The sequence below is a fragment of the Alistipes dispar genome (assembly GCF_006542685.1).
Classification (GTDB): domain Bacteria; phylum Bacteroidota; class Bacteroidia; order Bacteroidales; family Rikenellaceae; genus Alistipes; species Alistipes dispar.
The window spans coordinates 934591-949086 of the sequence record NZ_AP019736.1; the positions used below are offsets into that span (position 1 = coordinate 934591).

The window sequence follows — 14496 nt, forward strand, 5'->3', positions numbered from 1 at the left end:
GTTCGTTTTAATGAGCAAAGGTATAAATTTTTTATTTTTTCGCTATATTTGTTACCCCGAAAGCAAAAATATAAAACCATGAAAATCGTCGCCGACAGCGCCATTCCCTTCCTGCGGGACGTCCTGGAGCCTTTCGCCGAGGTGCGGTATCTCCCCGGTGCGGACATCTCGGCAGCCGACGTCCGCGACGCCGACGCCCTCGTGATCCGCACCCGCACGCGGTGCGGCGCCGCCCTGCTGGAAGGTTCGCGCGTGCGGATGATCGCCACGGCGACCATCGGATTCGACCACATCGACACGGCGTGGTGCGCGGCGCACGGCATCGAGGTCTCGACGGCCGCCGGCTGCAACGCCCGGGGCGTGCTGCAATGGGTGGGGGCCGTGCTCGCCGACCTCTCCCGCCGGCAGGGGTGGCAGCCCGCGCAGCGGACGCTGGGCATCGTCGGCGTGGGGCACGTCGGATCGCTCGTGCGGCGTTACGCCGAAGCGTGGGGATTCCGCGTCCTCTGCTGCGACCCGCCCCGCGAGGAGCGGGAGCGCTGCGGGTTCCTGCCGCTCGGGGAGGTGGCCCGCGAGGCCGACCTCATAACCTTCCACACGCCGCTCGACGCCACGACGCACCACCTGGCCGACGCCGCCCTGCTGGCGCGGACGAAACCCCGTGCGGTCATCATCAACTCCTCGCGCGGCGAGGTCGTGGACGGCGAAGCGCTGAAAGCGAGCGGCCGGGAATGGGTGCTCGACGTCTGGGAGCACGAGCCGCACATCGACCGGGAACTGCTCGGAAAGGCGCTGCTCGCCACGCCCCACATCGCCGGCTACTCCGAGCAGGGCAAAGCCAATGCCACGGCGCTCTCCGTCGCCGCGCTGGCGCGCCGTTTCGGCCTGCCCCTCGCGGGGTGGTATCCCCCGCAGGCGGCCGCCTCCTCTCCGCGCCCCATCGCCTGGCAGGAGCTTTGCGATACCGTCCGCGGCATCTACGACATCGGGGCCGAAAGCCGCCGCCTGAAGGCGCACCCCGAAGATTTCGAGGCCCTGCGCGACGGCTACGCCTACCGGCGCGAATATTTTTAGCCGAATTCCGCACTTTTTTCGTATTTTTGTCCGAACGATCCGCCTTCCATGTACCGGAAACTCATAAAACCCCTGCTTTTCTCGCTCACCATCGAGCGGGCCCACCGCGTCGCGCTGCTACTGCTGCGCGGCATCGGGCTGATTCCCGGGGGGCTCTGGCTGCTGCGCAAATGCTATGCGGTGAAGCATTCGGCGCTCGAACGCGAGGTTTTCGGCATCCGGTTTCCCAATCCGGTCGGGCTGGCCGCGGGATTCGACCGCAACGGCGAGGCGCTGCGTCCGCTCTCCGCACTGGGATTCGGATTCGTCGAAATCGGGACCGTGACGCCCCGTCCGCAGGCCGGAAACCCCCGCCCGCGGGTCTTCCGCCTGCCCAAAGACCGGGCCATCGTGAACCGCATCGGCATCGCCAACCGGGGTCTCGACGCCACGGTCCGCCACCTGCGCCGGGGACACGAGGGCATCCTCGTCGGCTGCAACATCGGCAAGAACACCGACACCCCGCCCGAAAACGCCCCGGCCGACTACCTCAGACTCTTCCGCAACCTCTACCAGTATGCGGACTACTTCACCGTCAATATCAGTTGCGACAACGCCTGCCACGACGAAAAGACCTACACGCGCGGGCATCTGCTGAGCATTCTCGACCCGCTGTTCGACTTCCGCCGCGGCCAGAGCGAATACCGCCCCGTGATGCTCAAGATTTCGCCCGACCTCTCGGACGAGGAGATCGACCGCGTCACCGACGTGCTCATGTCCACGCCGCTCGACGGCATCGTGGCCTCGAACGGCAGCCACGGCAGCCGGCAGGGGCTGCGCACGAGCCGCACGAGCCTCGACAAGATCGGCAGCGGCCGCCTGAGCGGCGCGCCGCTGACCCGCCGTGCCGCGGAGATCGTCCGCCGCATCCGCACCCGCTCGGGCGGCACCTACCCGATCATCGGCGCGGGCGGCCTGATGAGTCCCGACGACGTGCGGGCGATGCTCGACGCCGGAGCCGACCTCGTGCAGATCTACACCGGCTTCGTTTACGAAGGACCGGGATTCGCCGGCGACATCTGCCGGGCGCTCATCGCCGATGCGGAGCGCGCCGCGCAAGCGCAGGCGGCCGTTCCGGTTCAGAACACGGCATCGGACGCACCCGCCGGCCCGAATTCCTCCGCCGGACCGGACACCCCGTCCGGCACGGACGCCGCAGCCGGCATGACGACAGAACAACAGGCCCGCCTCCCGCAAGAGCCCGCCACCAAAGCCTGAAACTCGGAATAAATATGAAAGCGACCATTCTCACGATCGGCGACGAAATCCTCATAGGCCAGATCGTGGACACGAACTCCGTATCCATCGCCAAGCACCTCAACGCCGCGGGCATCGTCGTCCGCGAAAAAATCTCGATCGGCGACGACCGCGCGCAGATTACCGGCGCCGTGGAGCGGGCGCTCCGCATGTCGGAGGTGACGATCGTCACGGGCGGCCTGGGCCCCACGAAGGACGACATCACCAAAAAGACGCTCGCCGAACTGTTCCGCAGCGACATGCGCTACGACGAACGGGTGGCCGCGCACGTCGAGCGGATGCTCGCCGAACGCGGCATCGACTTCAACGAGCTGAACCGCTCGCAGGCGATGGTCCCCGCGTGCTGCACGGTGCTCTTCAACGCCTACGGCACAGCCCCGGGCATGTGGTTCGAACGCGACGGACACGTCGTCGTCTCGCTCCCGGGCGTTCCCTTCGAAATGGAGCACCTGATGCAGGACGAGGTGATGCCGCGTCTGAAGGCCCGTTTCGCCCTGCGGCAGATCGTCCACCGCACGATGATTACGGCCGGACTGCCCGAGTCGATGCTCGCCGAGCGGATCGCGGCGTGGGAAAGCGCCCTGCCTCCCTACCTGAAGCTGGCCTACCTGCCCAACCCCGGGGCCGTGCGGCTGCGGCTGTCGGCCTACGAAGTCGAAGGCGACGCGGCGGCCCGCGAAATCGAGCGGCAGTTCGAAGCCCTCCGCCGCATCATCCCCCGCAACGTCATCGGCTACGAGACGGCCACGATGCAGGAGCTCGTCCACGGGATCCTCACCCGGCGCGGCCTCACCCTCGCCACGGCCGAAAGCTGCACGGGCGGGACGATCGCCTCGCGGTTCACGGCCATGCCCGGCGCATCGGCCTACTTCCTCTGCGGCGTGGTGTCGTACAGCAACGAAGCGAAGACGAAACTGCTGGGCGTCGATCCCGATGCCATCGCCCGCCACGGAGCCGTCAGCGAGGAGGTCGCCCGCCAGATGGCCGAAGGAGCCCGCCGCACGGCGTCGGCCGACTATGCCGTGGCCACCACGGGCATCGCGGGCCCCGCGGGAGGCTCGGCCGAAAAGCCCGTCGGCACGGTCTGGATCGCCGTGGCCTCGCCCTCCGGAACCGTTGCGGTCCGCAGGCAGTGCGGCTCCGACCGGGGACAGATCATCGACCGCGCCTCGGCCTTCGCCATCGCGCTGCTGCGCGACTGCCTGAACGGCAATTAGCGGCCGAAAGGTCCGGACGACCCCGCGGAAAAGCGCCGCCCGGCGGGCGCCCGCCCCGCCCTGCCCGAAAAAAACGGCGGGGGCTTTTGCTATTTGCCGAAAAGATTGTATATTTGCACTCCCTTAAAAGGGTTTTAACTTAAACCATTACAACGAAAATGAAAGTTTGCGAAATCACAGGCAAGGTGGCGATCGTGGGCAACAACGTCTCGCACTCGCACCACAAGACCAAGCGCAAATTCAGTCCCAATCTGAAAACCAAGCGCTTCTGGTCGGAGCAGGAGGGCCGCTGGATCACCCTGAAGGTATCGGCCGCCGGCATGAAAACTATCAACAAGAAGGGTCTTGCAGTCGCCCTGCGCGAAGCTGCCGCCCCCAAAAGCGTGTACTAAAATCGAGTAACAAATGGCAAAGAAAGGCAACAGAGTCCAGGTCATCCTGGAGTGCACCGAGCAGAAAGAGAGCGGCGTTGCGGGAATGTCCCGTTACATCACCACCAAGAACAAGAAGAACACCCCCGACCGTCTGGAGCGCAAGAAGTACAACCCGTTCCTCAAGCGTGTCACCGTTCACCGTGAAATCAAATAGTTAGAAGAGCACTATGGCAAAGAAAGTAGTCGCAACACTGAAAACCGGCACGGGTAAGCAGTTTACCAAGTGTATCAAGATGGTCAAGTCGGAGAAGACCGGCGCCTATATGTTCAAGGAAGGCATCGTTCCCAACGACCAGGTCAAAGATTTCTTCGAGGAGAAGAAGTAAGTATTTTAAGGGTCCCGGACTCTTAAATACAAAGGGCATCCGCGCATGGATGCCCTTTGTATTTTTCCGGCGCATGCTGAATCCGGCTGCGATATTTTTACTAATTTTATCCGGAAATTGCGATCGCGATGAAGAAAAAAGTGGCTTTTGTCATCATCCGCTACGGCGCGGAGGTGAACGGCGGCGCGGAGGCGCACTGCCGCATGCTGGCCGAACGGCTCGTCCCCTACTACGACGTCGAGGTGCTGACGACGACCGTGCGGGTGTTCGGCTCGCCCGCGGAGGACTATCCCGAGGGCGTGAGCACGGACCACGGCGTGACGGTGCGGCGGTTCCGTCCGGAACCCGTCGAAGGCGACCGGCACAAGCGGATCGAGAAACGGTGCAGGACGGCCCGCCGCATCCGCCGCTACCTGGACCGGCTGCACCTGCTCGGAGCGATCTCCTCGTTCCGCCCCGAATGGCGGCTGGGCGCCGGGAAGGAGCGCCGTTACTTCGAGTCGCAGCGCGAACACACCCCCGCGATGCTGCGCTTCATCGAGGAGCACCGGGAGGAGTACGCCGCCTTCGTCTTCCTGAACTTCTACTTCAGCCAGACCGTACTGGGCTGCACGATCGCTCCGGAAAAGACCATCCTCATTCCGCTGGCCCATCCCGACCGGCGGCTCTATTGGGCCATCAACGCCCGCATGTTCACCCGCGTCCGGCATATCGCCTTCAACACGGAGGCCGAACGGAGGACCGTCCGCCGGATTTTCGGAACCTCGCTGGCCCCGAACAGCCTGCTCGGCTGCGGCATCGACGCCTCGCCCGAAGCGGAGTGGGGGGGGGTGAAGCGCCGCTACGCGCTTCCGGACGAGTACGTGCTCTATCTGGGACGCATCACCCGGCCGAAAATCCACGACCTCATCCCGCTCTTCCTGCGTTACAAGCGGCGCTACGGCGGCCGCACGAAACTCGTGCTGACGGGCGGCGCGGACCCGGAGCTCGCCGACGAGATCGCCTCCTCTCCGGAGATCGTCGCGACGGGATTCGTCAGCGACGCCGAGAAGGCGGCGATCGTCCGCCACGCGACGGTGATGGTGAACCCTTCGCACCTCGAAAGCCTCTCGCTGCTGATGCTCGAGGCGATGGCCAGCCGTGTGCCGGTCCTCGTGAACGGACGGAGCGAGGTGATGGCGGACCACTGCCGCCGAAGCGGCGCGGCCCTCGCCTACCGCGGCGGCCGCGATTTCCTCCGCAAACTCCGCCGGCTGCTCTCCTCGCCGCAGCTACGGCGCGAACTGGGCGAGAAAGGCCCCGCCTACGTCCGCGAGCAGTACGGCTGGGAGGTCATCATCCCGAAACTGCGCCGTCTGATCGACTCGCTCTGACCCTCCGCCCGGAAAACGGCGCGGCGGCATTTCTGAACGGCTCCGAACCCGGACCGGGCCCGGACCAAAGCCGGAAATCCCGGGTAACCGCCGGAAGCCCCCGATCGACCGCTCCCGCCGCGGCCGGTCCGCAACGAGGGGGGGGCCACTGCAACCGTCCGCCGTCTTCGGGAATCCGTTTTCTCCGGAAAAAAGGAAACTCCGGATTCGGGATTTTCCGAATCCGGAGCCTTCAGCTCTTCGCAAACCGCCGGAGCGGGGCGCCCGCCACCGGCCCCGCGCCCGGCCTCACGCGTCAGAACGCGTGCACGGCGCGCACGAGGAATTTGTTGTACTTGGGAATCTCCACCACGTAGGGCGGCTCGATATTCATGTGCGAGGTGTAGGCGCTCTTCTCGTCGAGCTCGGTCGAGGAGAAGTAGTACACCAGCCGGTCCATACGCTTGCCGCCGGCCTCCTGCAAAGCTCCGTTGAACGCCTTGTGGGCACGGCGGTTGTTCACCGCCCGCGAGCCGCCGTTGTAGTTGTGTCCGATGTTGAGCAGTTCGTCGATGGCAGGCAGATACCACCCCTCGCCCTTCTCGCGGCACCACTTGAAGGCCGGGAAATCGTCCCACGACAGACCGTTCGCCGCGATGTACTCTTCGACGATCTTCATGTTCTCCCGGCCGTCGGAACGGTTCGTCGTCCCCACCGTCCGCAGGTCGGGCTTGCGGAATCCGCTCCAGGGGAGGTAAATCTGGTCCAGCGAGACGACCAGCCCGTGCCGCCCGTCTTCCGAAAGGCAGCAGACGATGCCCCGCACGCCGTTCCGGTCGTACAGCTCGCCGATCTCGTAGCGCTTGACGACATACTCCTCGCCGCCGCGGGTCTCCGTACCCTCCGCCGGTTCGGCCGGCGTCAGTTCCGCCGCAGGGACGCTTTCGGCATAATACTCCGTCTCGCCGTTGGCATAGCGGATGTAGGCGATCTGTTTCACGGGCAGCACGTAGGTCGGACCTGCGGGATACGAAAATTTCTTATAGCGGACCGCATCGGTCGTGATTTCGACCACCTTGGCCTCGATCCGCGAAGCGTCGGTCTTGACGATCAGATCCTGCGCAGCGGCCGTCAGCACGCCGCAAAACGCTGCGAGCAGCAGCAAGAGTGTTTTTTTCATCTTCAATTCGAATAAGTCTGAAACCGTAAAAAAACCGGACGCACCCGTGCTCCGGACGTTCCCGGGCTCCCGGGAACCGATTTATATACCACAAATGTAACGTTTTTTTTGAAACTTTCTTGCTATCTTTGCGGTATATATCACAAGTATGGGATTTTTCGATATTTTCCGCAAAAAACAGGATACGCCGCCCTCCGAAGAACAGGTGCGGCAGCAGCGGCAGGAGCTCGACGCCGGGCTGGAGAAGACCAAGACGGGGCTCTTCTCGAAACTCGCCCGGGCCGTGGCGGGCCGCTCGACCGTCGATGCCGCGGTGCTGGACGACCTCGAGGAGGTGCTCATCTCGTCGGACGTGGGCGTGGAGACGACCGTGAAGATCATCCGCCGCATCGAGGAGCGCGCGGCGCGCGACAAATACATGAACGCTTCGGAGTTGCAGTCGATCCTGCGCGAGGAGGTCGCGGCGCTCATGGAGGAGGCGCACGGCTCGTCCGGCCACTTCGGACTCGACGCCACGGAGGGCACGCCCTACGTGGTGATGGTCGTGGGCGTGAACGGCGCGGGCAAGACCACCACGATCGGCAAGCTCGCCGCGCAGCTCACCAAGGCGGGCCGCAAGGTCTGGATCGGCGCCGCCGACACCTTCCGCGCCGCGGCCATCGACCAGTTGCAGGTGTGGGCCGACCGCGCCGGAGCGACGATGATCCGCCAGCAGATGGGGTCCGACCCCGCATCGGTGGCGTTCGACACGCTCTCCTCGGCCAAGGCCAACGGCGCCGACGTGGTGCTCATCGACACGGCGGGCCGCCTGCACAACAAAGTGAACCTGATGAACGAGCTGACGAAGATCCGCAACGTCATGGCGAAGGTGATCCCCGGAGCGCCGCACGAGGTGATGCTCGTGCTGGACGGCTCCACGGGACAGAACGCCTTCGAGCAGGCGCGTCAGTTCACGCAGGCCACGCAGGTCACCTCGCTCACGATCACCAAGCTCGACGGCACGGCCAAAGGCGGCGTCGTGATCGGCATCAGCGACCAGTTCCGCATCCCGGTCCGCTACATCGGCATCGGCGAGGGAATCGACCAGCTACGGATCTTCGACCGCCGCGAATTCGTCAATGCACTCTTCGGCGATGCGGAAAATTAACGTCATCACGCTCGGCTGTTCGAAGAACACCGTGGATTCGGAGCATCTCATGGCGCGCCTCGCCGCGGCGGGCTACTCCGTCGTGCACGACAGCGACCGCACCGACGCCAAGACGGTGGTCATCAACACCTGCGGCTTCATCGGCGACGCCAAGCAGGAGTCGATCGACATGATCCTGCGCGCGGCGGCGGCCAAGCAGGCCGGGCGCATCGAACGGCTCTTCGTCGTGGGCTGCCTCTCGGAGCGCTACGCCGACGAGCTGCGGCAGGAGATTCCCGAGGTGGACGAATATTTCGGGGCCCGCACGTGGGACGGCATCGTGCGGGCGCTGGGCGCCGCCGGGGATCCGGAACTGGCCACCGAACGCCGCCTGACGACCCCGAAGCATTACGCCTACCTGAAGATCGCCGAAGGCTGCAACTGGAAGTGCGGCTACTGCGCCATCCCCCTCATCCGCGGCGAACACCGTTCCGTGCCGATGGAGGAGCTGGAGGAGGAGGCCCGCAAACTCGCGGCGCAGGGGGTCCGCGAACTCATGGTCATCGCCCAGGACACGACCTACTACGGAATAGACCTCTACGGACGGCGCGCGCTCGGTGAACTGCTGCAACGGCTTTGCCGCATCGACGGCATCGAGTGGATACGCCTCCACTACGCCTACCCCGCGGCATTCCCCGCCGACGTGATTGACACGATGGCTTCGGAGCCGAAAATCTGCAAATACCTCGACATCCCGTTCCAGCACATCTCCGACGCGCAGCTCCGGTCGATGCGGCGGCGCCACACGAAGGCCGAGGCGATGGAGCTGATCCGCCGCCTGCGGGAGGCGGTCCCCGACCTCGCGCTGCGCACGACGCTGCTCGTGGGCTACCCCGGCGAGACGGAGGACGACTTCGCCCAACTGCTCGATTTCGTCCGCGAGGTGCGCTTCGAACGTCTCGGCGTCTTCGCCTACTCGGAGGAGGAGGGGACCTATTCGGCCCGGGAACTGCGCGACGACGTGCCCGAAGCCGTGAAACAGGAGCGCGTCGAACGCGTCATGGCCTTGCAGAACGGGATTTCGCTCGAGAACAACCGCCGCCGCGTCGGCCGGACCGAACGCGTCATCATCGACTCGCGGCAGGGCGACTTCTACGTGGGCCGCACGCAGTACGACTCGCCCGAGGTGGACCAGGAGATCCTCATCCCGGCAGCGGACCGGCGGCTCCTGCGCGGCCGGTTCTACGACGTGCGGATCACCTCGGCGGCCGACTACGATCTCTACGGCGAAACAAGCCGGTAAGCCATTCCCCGCGGTCGCAGGCCGGAGACGCCGCATCCGAAGCCCGGCGACGAAGCCGGCGGAGACGTCCGAAACCGGAGGGATTGCGGAACGTAAAATAATATTTGCGTTTTTCCGTTTTTGTTCGTACCTTTGAAATGTAAAAAGGATTCTTTCCGCACTCCGATGGCTGACAAAGGCGTGATCTCAAATATCGAAGGCCGCGTGCGGCAGCTCATGGACGACCACCGGCGGGTGTCGGAGTTGTGTGCGTCGCTGACGGCGCAGCGGGACGCGCTGCGGGCCGAGAAGCGCTCGCTCGAAGAGCGGGTCCGGGAATTGGACGCCGAACTGGCGCGGATGCAACTGGCCGAAGGGCTTGCGGGAGGATCCCGAAACCGGGAGAAGGCACGGGCACGCGTAAACCGTCTTATGCGGGAGGTGGACAAGTGCATCGCGCTGGCGGAACAGCCGTTCGACGCATCGTCGGCCCCGGAGACGCGGACGGCCGAATAGGCGCACGGAGGAAGGCAGAAAAACGAAACGGACGAAAAAATGGCGAAGCAGGCGATCACTCTCAAGATAGCGGGAAAGAGCTATCCGTTCCAGATCGAGAGCGGGAAAGAGGAGATGTACCGGCTGGCCGAACGGGAGGTGAACCAATACCTCGCACTGATAAAACAACAGAATATCCGCAACTGGACCGACCAGGATTACCTGTCGATGGCCGCATTGAAATTCGCCATCGCGAACGTCGGGATGAGGCAGAGCCGCGAGTTGGACAACGAAGACCTCCGGCGGCTCGAGGCGGTCGGGGCCGAAATCGACGCCTACCTCAACGACCCGACACGGTAAGCGCCCCGGCCCTCCTCCGCAGCGAAAAGCGGAAAGGCGGAAAAGAAGGAAGAGACGAAGGTTCTTTTACATATAATAAAAGGAATAATCTACCCGCATAGATTCCTTAAAGCTTTGCGAAACTGAACACTTTTTATATTGGGGTAACTCGCGGCGCTTCAAAATCAGGCCTTACCACCCTTCGGGGGAGTGCGCTGCGGCGCACCGTTGGAAGATTGCGATTGTCGGAGCCCCCACACATGACAATCTTGCAGATTCGTCAAACAAGAATAAGGAATCCTATGCGGTTTTTTTATGACCATGAATAAACCCTATTAATAACAAAAAACACGCAAAGACCAAATGGATATCATTTTGACAGCCTGCATCTCTGCCGTGGTCTCCGTCGCAATCTACGCGGTCGTAACGAACCTCGTGGTCAAGACGTCGATCCGCAAGCGCCGGGAGACCGCCATCAAGGAGGCCGAGGCCGAAGGCGAGATGATCAAGAAGGAGCGCATCCTGCAGGCGAAAGAGAAGTTCATACAGCTCAAGAGCGAGTACGACCGCCAGGTCAATGAACGCAACCAGAAGATCGCCCAGAGCGAACAGCGGGCCAAGCAGATCGAACAGAACCTGCAAAACAAGGAACGCGACCTGGAGAACCGGCTCCGCGAGAACGAGCGGCTGAAGGAGCAGATGCAGAACCAGTTGCAGATCCTCGAACACAAGAAGGAGGAGATCGACCAGATGAAACGCGAACAGAACGTGCGTCTGGAGCAGATTTCGGGCATGAGTTCGGAAGACGCCAAGAACATCCTCGTCGAGAACATGAAGGCCGAGGCCAAGACCGAAGCCGCCGCCTACATCAACGAGACGATCGAAGAGGCGAAGATGACCGCCACGAAGGAGGCCAAACGGATCATCGTGGCGTCGATCCAGCGCGTAGCCACGGAGACGGCCATCGAGAACGCCGTGACGGTCTTCAACATCGAGAGCGACGAAGTCAAGGGCCGCATCATCGGCCGCGAAGGCCGCAACATCCGCGCCCTCGAGGCCGCCACGGGCATCGAGATCATCGTGGACGACACCCCCGAGGCGATCATCCTCTCGGGCTTCGATCCCGTGCGCCGCGAAATCGCCCGGCTGGCCCTGCACCAGCTCGTGACCGACGGCCGCATCCATCCCGCACGCATCGAGGAGGTGGTGTCGAAGGTCCAGAAACAGATCGAGGAGGAGATCGTCGAGGTCGGCAAACGCACGGCGATCGACTTGGGCATCCACGGCCTGCACCCCGAACTGATCCGCATGATCGGAAAGATGAAATACCGCTCCTCCTACGGCCAGAACCTTCTGCAACACGCCCGGGAGACGGCGAACCTCGCAGGCATCATGGCCGCCGAGCTGGGCCTCAACCCCAAGATCGCCCGCCGTGCGGGACTGCTGCACGACATCGGCAAGGTGCCCGACGACGAACCGGAACTGCCGCACGCAATCATCGGCATGAAGCTGGCCGAGAAGTACAAGGAGAAGCCCGAGGTCTGCAACGCCATCGGCGCGCACCACGACGAGGTGGAGATGACCTCGCTCATCGCCCCGATCATCCAGGTCTGCGACGCCATCTCGGGAGCGCGCCCCGGAGCACGCCGCGAAGTGGTGGAGAGCTACATCAAGCGTCTGAAGGAGATGGAGGACATCGCCCTCTCGTATCCCGGCGTGCTGAAGACCTACGCCATCCAGGCCGGCCGCGAACTGCGCGTGATCGTCGGCGCGGACAAGCTCTCGGATCAGGAGTCGGAGGGGCTGTCGCACGACATCGCCAAGAAGATCCAGGACGAAATGACCTACCCGGGACAGGTGAAGATCACCGTGATCCGCGAAACCCGGGCCGTAGCCTACGCGAAATAGCACCGAAGAACCGGAAACGGCCGGACGATCCGGCTCCGCGGCAATGCGGTGTCCCGATCCCTCCTTTTTCCAAAGGAGGGATTTTTATTTCCGGGCATTCGCAGCGGCGGCCTCGCAACGAGCGGCCGCCGGAAGATCTTTCCGTATAGGGCCGCACAGGCGGAGCCACTCCGGCCGCACAGCCACTCCCGGCCGGGAAAAGTGCGAAAGTGCGTCGGACGGAATCGGCCCACAAGGAGCGTCTTGCCGGAAATCCCCGGAGGAATCACATCACGGAGAATATACCGAAACGTATGTTTCGGAAAAATTTCGCAGAGCCTCCGACGGATACGTTCCGGGCAGGGACGCGTGCGTCGGGCAAGGACGCCCCGGGGAAACCGGTCGGCGTGCGAACCGACGACACTGCACCGGTCCGTTTTCCCCGTTCTCCGATGCCCGAAACCGCTCCGTTCAGAACAGAGCCGAGAGCTGCTGCCAGATGGTCGCCGTAAAGAAAACCCCGAGTGCCGTGCACACGGCCAGCAGCAGCAGGTTCATCACCCGCAGATCGGGTTTCGTATCGCTGCGGAAATTGACGTCGATATACTCCTTGAAAAAGAGGTAGAGCGCCGGAACCAGCGCGCCGGAGAGGAGCAGGTCCTCGGGAATGCCGAAAAAGTAGATCTTCGGAAACCCCACCAGCGCCCAATGGCAGAGGAAGAGTATCACGAAGAGATTCACCCGCTTCGGGAAGGCGAGCAGCAGGCCGATCGTGAACACCGCCACCGAACAGGGCATGACGGGCGAGGTCATCATCGGAAACTCCAGCCCCCGGAGCAGCGAGAGGAGCGGATAGACGAAGGGCATGGCCAGGAGGACGAACGCGAAGCGGTCGTGCCGCCGCGTCCGCTCGAAGGAGGTGTACCCCACCGCCGCGTCGTAGATCCAGACGGCGGCCATCACGCCCCAGAACAGCGCCATCACGCCGTTGTAGGCCCGCGCGTCGCAGGCGACGAGGTAGTACGCCACGGCGATCCAGGCGTTCAGCAGCGCCAGATAGAGTTTCATCGCCACCTTCGTTCCCGGCGTCGGCCGCCGGTAGAGCCGCCGCGTAAGCAACGCCCCTGCCGCAATCAGCAGCGCCTGCACGGGCCACGTCACGCGGTTGTAGTCCGCGATCGTCTGCCAGAAAACCTCGCTCGTCATTTCGAAACTCGCTTTTTGGCGCGCGTCAGCGAATGCGCGCGCTTGTTGAACAGGAAAATCGGCGCCGCGGCCCCCGCCGCGAGCATGAAGATCACGCTGAAGGTCACGAACCCGTTGCGGACGATGGCCTGCATGTACTCCGACCCCAGCACGGGATCGTCGAGATGTTGCATGAACATGATCATCGAAAAGATCGTCTTGTAGGCGTACATGCCGGGAATCATCGGCAGCAGCGCCGGAATGAACAGGACCGTCATCGGGCAGCGGATGCGGCCGCCCAGCAGCAGGCTGCCCACGCCGATCGTCACCGAGGCGCACAACGATGCCGAAGCGATGTCCACGCCCCACTGCATCAGCGCGAAACGCAGGGCGTGCCCGACGGCGGCCAGCAGGGCGATGACCGGGAAGGCCCGCATCGGCGGGTCGGAAATCGCCCCGAAACCGATGGCGGCCACGGCGGCGAACAGTCCGTCGGAGAGCATGTCGAACGCGATCATAGCAGAGCGGATTTTACGATCATCAGCGTCCCGGAGAGACCGACGGCGATGCAGACGATGAGCATCAGCGCCGACGTGAGGCGGGCGATGCCGTTCAGGATGTGCCCCTCGACAATGTCGATCACGCCGTTGATGAGCGGCACGCCGGGAATGAGGAACAGGACGCTCGTGGCGATGGCGACGTCCGACGTGGTGTCGAACGTGAGCGCCACCGAAGCGTACATCGAGGCGACGAACGCCGAGGCGATGAAGATCACGTAGTGGTTGAAGCCGCGCGCCTGCATTCCCTGCTTGAGGAAAAAGCCGATGAGCGTCGCCGTGAAGACGATGCTCACGGCGAACCAGTCGCCGCCGAACAGCCGGCAGAACGATGCGTTGGCCAGCCCGACGAGTACGAGCGTGAAGATCGGATCGAGGCGCGGCCGGGCGACGATCTCCCGGTAGCGGCGTTCGATCTCCCCGAGCGGCAGGCGCTCGTCGTAGGCCTCCCAGCTCAGGGCGCTCAGCTCGGCGTTGAGCTCGAAACTGATCGGCAGCGGCGGAATGTCCGCGGCCTCGGTGCACACCTCGCCGCTCTCGTCGTCCACCACCGAAAAATTCACGACCTTCTGGAATGCAGAGACGATCACCCGCACTCCGAGCGCCTCGCCCAGCCGCTTGGTGTTGCGCACCACGCGCGAGGTATGCACGCCCGACCCCATGAGACGGGTGGCGTACTCCGCGACGAACCGTGCGATCGCCTTCAGTTCGGCTTGCGTCTTCATCTTCTCCGTGCCCGATTTTCG

General features: G+C 63.7%; 16 protein-coding genes. 12 read left to right on the plus strand and 4 right to left on the minus strand.

Features of this window, described 5'->3' with window-relative positions; genetic code table 11:
* Positions 1-78 precede the first annotated feature (78 nt).
* From FME97_RS04215 to FME97_RS04245, 7 genes are all read left to right on the plus strand, one after another.
* Complete coding sequence (locus FME97_RS04215; protein WP_141428020.1) at positions 79-1074, plus strand: 4-phosphoerythronate dehydrogenase; 996 nt, start codon at positions 79-81, stop codon at positions 1072-1074.
* A gap of 48 nt (positions 1075-1122) precedes the next feature.
* Positions 1123-2331, plus strand: coding sequence for a quinone-dependent dihydroorotate dehydrogenase (locus tag FME97_RS04220; RefSeq protein ID WP_141428021.1), 1209 nt, complete (start codon positions 1123-1125; stop codon positions 2329-2331).
* A 14-nt stretch (positions 2332-2345) separates the two neighbouring features.
* Complete coding sequence (locus tag FME97_RS04225; RefSeq protein WP_141428022.1) at positions 2346-3587, plus strand: competence/damage-inducible protein A; 1242 nt, start codon at positions 2346-2348, stop codon at positions 3585-3587.
* Positions 3588-3745: 158 nt separating this feature from the next.
* Entirely contained in the window at positions 3746-3979 is a 234-nt protein-coding gene (gene rpmB / locus FME97_RS04230; protein WP_009596398.1) for a 50S ribosomal protein L28, read from the plus strand.
* 13 nt (positions 3980-3992) lie between these two features.
* Complete coding sequence (gene rpmG / locus FME97_RS04235; RefSeq protein ID WP_015547264.1) at positions 3993-4175, plus strand: 50S ribosomal protein L33; 183 nt, start codon at positions 3993-3995, stop codon at positions 4173-4175.
* Between the two features lie 13 nt (positions 4176-4188).
* The gene (locus FME97_RS04240; protein WP_141428023.1) at positions 4189-4347 is read left to right on the plus strand and encodes a DUF4295 domain-containing protein; all 159 of its coding nucleotides are present in this window, start codon (positions 4189-4191) and stop codon (positions 4345-4347) included.
* Between the two features lie 128 nt (positions 4348-4475).
* Positions 4476-5720 carry a glycosyltransferase family 4 protein gene (locus FME97_RS04245; protein ID WP_141428024.1) on the plus strand — a complete coding sequence of 415 codons (1245 nt, stop codon included), beginning with the start codon at positions 4476-4478 and terminating at the stop codon, positions 5718-5720.
* Between the two features lie 295 nt (positions 5721-6015).
* Here the strand turns inward: FME97_RS04245 and FME97_RS04250 are convergent, their stop codons facing one another.
* On the minus strand, positions 6016-6879 hold the full coding sequence (locus FME97_RS04250; RefSeq protein ID WP_141428025.1) for a hypothetical protein: 864 nt from the start codon (positions 6877-6879) through the stop codon (positions 6016-6018).
* Positions 6880-7027: 148 nt separating this feature from the next.
* Between FME97_RS04250 and ftsY the strand changes: the two genes are divergently transcribed.
* From ftsY to rny, 5 genes are all read left to right on the plus strand, one after another.
* Positions 7028-8026, plus strand: coding sequence for a signal recognition particle-docking protein FtsY (gene ftsY, locus FME97_RS04255; RefSeq protein ID WP_141428026.1), 999 nt, complete (start codon positions 7028-7030; stop codon positions 8024-8026).
* A complete protein-coding gene (gene rimO, locus FME97_RS04260) occupies positions 8013-9308 on the plus strand; it encodes a 30S ribosomal protein S12 methylthiotransferase RimO (protein WP_141428027.1) in 1296 nt (431 codons plus the stop codon). The genes ftsY and rimO overlap by 14 nt, the downstream gene beginning before the upstream one ends.
* A 165-nt stretch (positions 9309-9473) precedes the next feature.
* On the plus strand, positions 9474-9803 hold the full coding sequence (locus FME97_RS04265) for a hypothetical protein (protein ID WP_141428028.1): 330 nt from the start codon (positions 9474-9476) through the stop codon (positions 9801-9803).
* A gap of 39 nt (positions 9804-9842) precedes the next feature.
* Entirely contained in the window at positions 9843-10142 is a 300-nt protein-coding gene (locus FME97_RS04270) for a cell division protein ZapA (protein ID WP_141428029.1), read from the plus strand.
* Between the two features lie 342 nt (positions 10143-10484).
* Complete coding sequence (gene rny, locus FME97_RS04275; protein ID WP_141428030.1) at positions 10485-12029, plus strand: ribonuclease Y; 1545 nt, start codon at positions 10485-10487, stop codon at positions 12027-12029.
* A 450-nt stretch (positions 12030-12479) separates the two neighbouring features.
* Here rny and FME97_RS04280 read toward each other — a convergent pair whose 3' ends face one another.
* Genes FME97_RS04280 through FME97_RS04290 form a run of 3 tightly spaced genes read right to left on the minus strand, consistent with a single transcriptional unit; the run spans position 12480 to position 14475 of the window.
* Complete coding sequence (locus tag FME97_RS04280) at positions 12480-13214, minus strand: DUF6064 family protein (protein ID WP_141428031.1); 735 nt, start codon at positions 13212-13214, stop codon at positions 12480-12482.
* Positions 13211-13711: a threonine/serine exporter family protein gene (locus tag FME97_RS04285; protein ID WP_141428032.1), complete on the minus strand. Its 501-nt coding sequence runs from the start codon at positions 13709-13711 to the stop codon at positions 13211-13213. The genes FME97_RS04280 and FME97_RS04285 overlap by 4 nt, the downstream gene beginning before the upstream one ends.
* Positions 13708-14475, minus strand: coding sequence for a threonine/serine exporter family protein (locus tag FME97_RS04290; protein WP_141428033.1), 768 nt, complete (start codon positions 14473-14475; stop codon positions 13708-13710). Before FME97_RS04290 ends, FME97_RS04285 begins: the two co-directional genes overlap by 4 nt.
* Positions 14476-14496 lie beyond the last annotated feature (21 nt).

What these genes read in the sequence shown, in the direction of transcription:
- rpmG (WP_015547264.1), top strand. Translation starts at nt 3,993, where the DNA reads ATGGCAAAGAAAGGCAACAGAGTCCAGGTCATCCTGGAGTGCACCGAG.
- FME97_RS04280 (WP_141428031.1), bottom strand. Translation starts at nt 13,214, where the DNA reads ATGACGAGCGAGGTTTTCTGGCAGACGATCGCGGACTACAACCGCGTG.
- FME97_RS04245 (WP_141428024.1), top strand. Translation starts at nt 4,476, where the DNA reads ATGAAGAAAAAAGTGGCTTTTGTCATCATCCGCTACGGCGCGGAGGTG.
- rimO (WP_141428027.1), top strand. Translation starts at nt 8,013, where the DNA reads ATGCGGAAAATTAACGTCATCACGCTCGGCTGTTCGAAGAACACCGTG.
- rpmB (WP_009596398.1), top strand. Translation starts at nt 3,746, where the DNA reads ATGAAAGTTTGCGAAATCACAGGCAAGGTGGCGATCGTGGGCAACAAC.
- FME97_RS04265 (WP_141428028.1), top strand. Translation starts at nt 9,474, where the DNA reads ATGGCTGACAAAGGCGTGATCTCAAATATCGAAGGCCGCGTGCGGCAG.
- FME97_RS04290 (WP_141428033.1), bottom strand. Translation starts at nt 14,475, where the DNA reads ATGAAGACGCAAGCCGAACTGAAGGCGATCGCACGGTTCGTCGCGGAG.
- ftsY (WP_141428026.1), top strand. Translation starts at nt 7,028, where the DNA reads ATGGGATTTTTCGATATTTTCCGCAAAAAACAGGATACGCCGCCCTCC.
- FME97_RS04225 (WP_141428022.1), top strand. Translation starts at nt 2,346, where the DNA reads ATGAAAGCGACCATTCTCACGATCGGCGACGAAATCCTCATAGGCCAG.
- rny (WP_141428030.1), top strand. Translation starts at nt 10,485, where the DNA reads ATGGATATCATTTTGACAGCCTGCATCTCTGCCGTGGTCTCCGTCGCA.
- FME97_RS04240 (WP_141428023.1), top strand. Translation starts at nt 4,189, where the DNA reads ATGGCAAAGAAAGTAGTCGCAACACTGAAAACCGGCACGGGTAAGCAG.
- FME97_RS04285 (WP_141428032.1), bottom strand. Translation starts at nt 13,711, where the DNA reads ATGATCGCGTTCGACATGCTCTCCGACGGACTGTTCGCCGCCGTGGCC.
- FME97_RS04215 (WP_141428020.1), top strand. Translation starts at nt 79, where the DNA reads ATGAAAATCGTCGCCGACAGCGCCATTCCCTTCCTGCGGGACGTCCTG.
- FME97_RS04250 (WP_141428025.1), bottom strand. Translation starts at nt 6,879, where the DNA reads ATGAAAAAAACACTCTTGCTGCTGCTCGCAGCGTTTTGCGGCGTGCTG.
- FME97_RS04270 (WP_141428029.1), top strand. Translation starts at nt 9,843, where the DNA reads ATGGCGAAGCAGGCGATCACTCTCAAGATAGCGGGAAAGAGCTATCCG.
- FME97_RS04220 (WP_141428021.1), top strand. Translation starts at nt 1,123, where the DNA reads ATGTACCGGAAACTCATAAAACCCCTGCTTTTCTCGCTCACCATCGAG.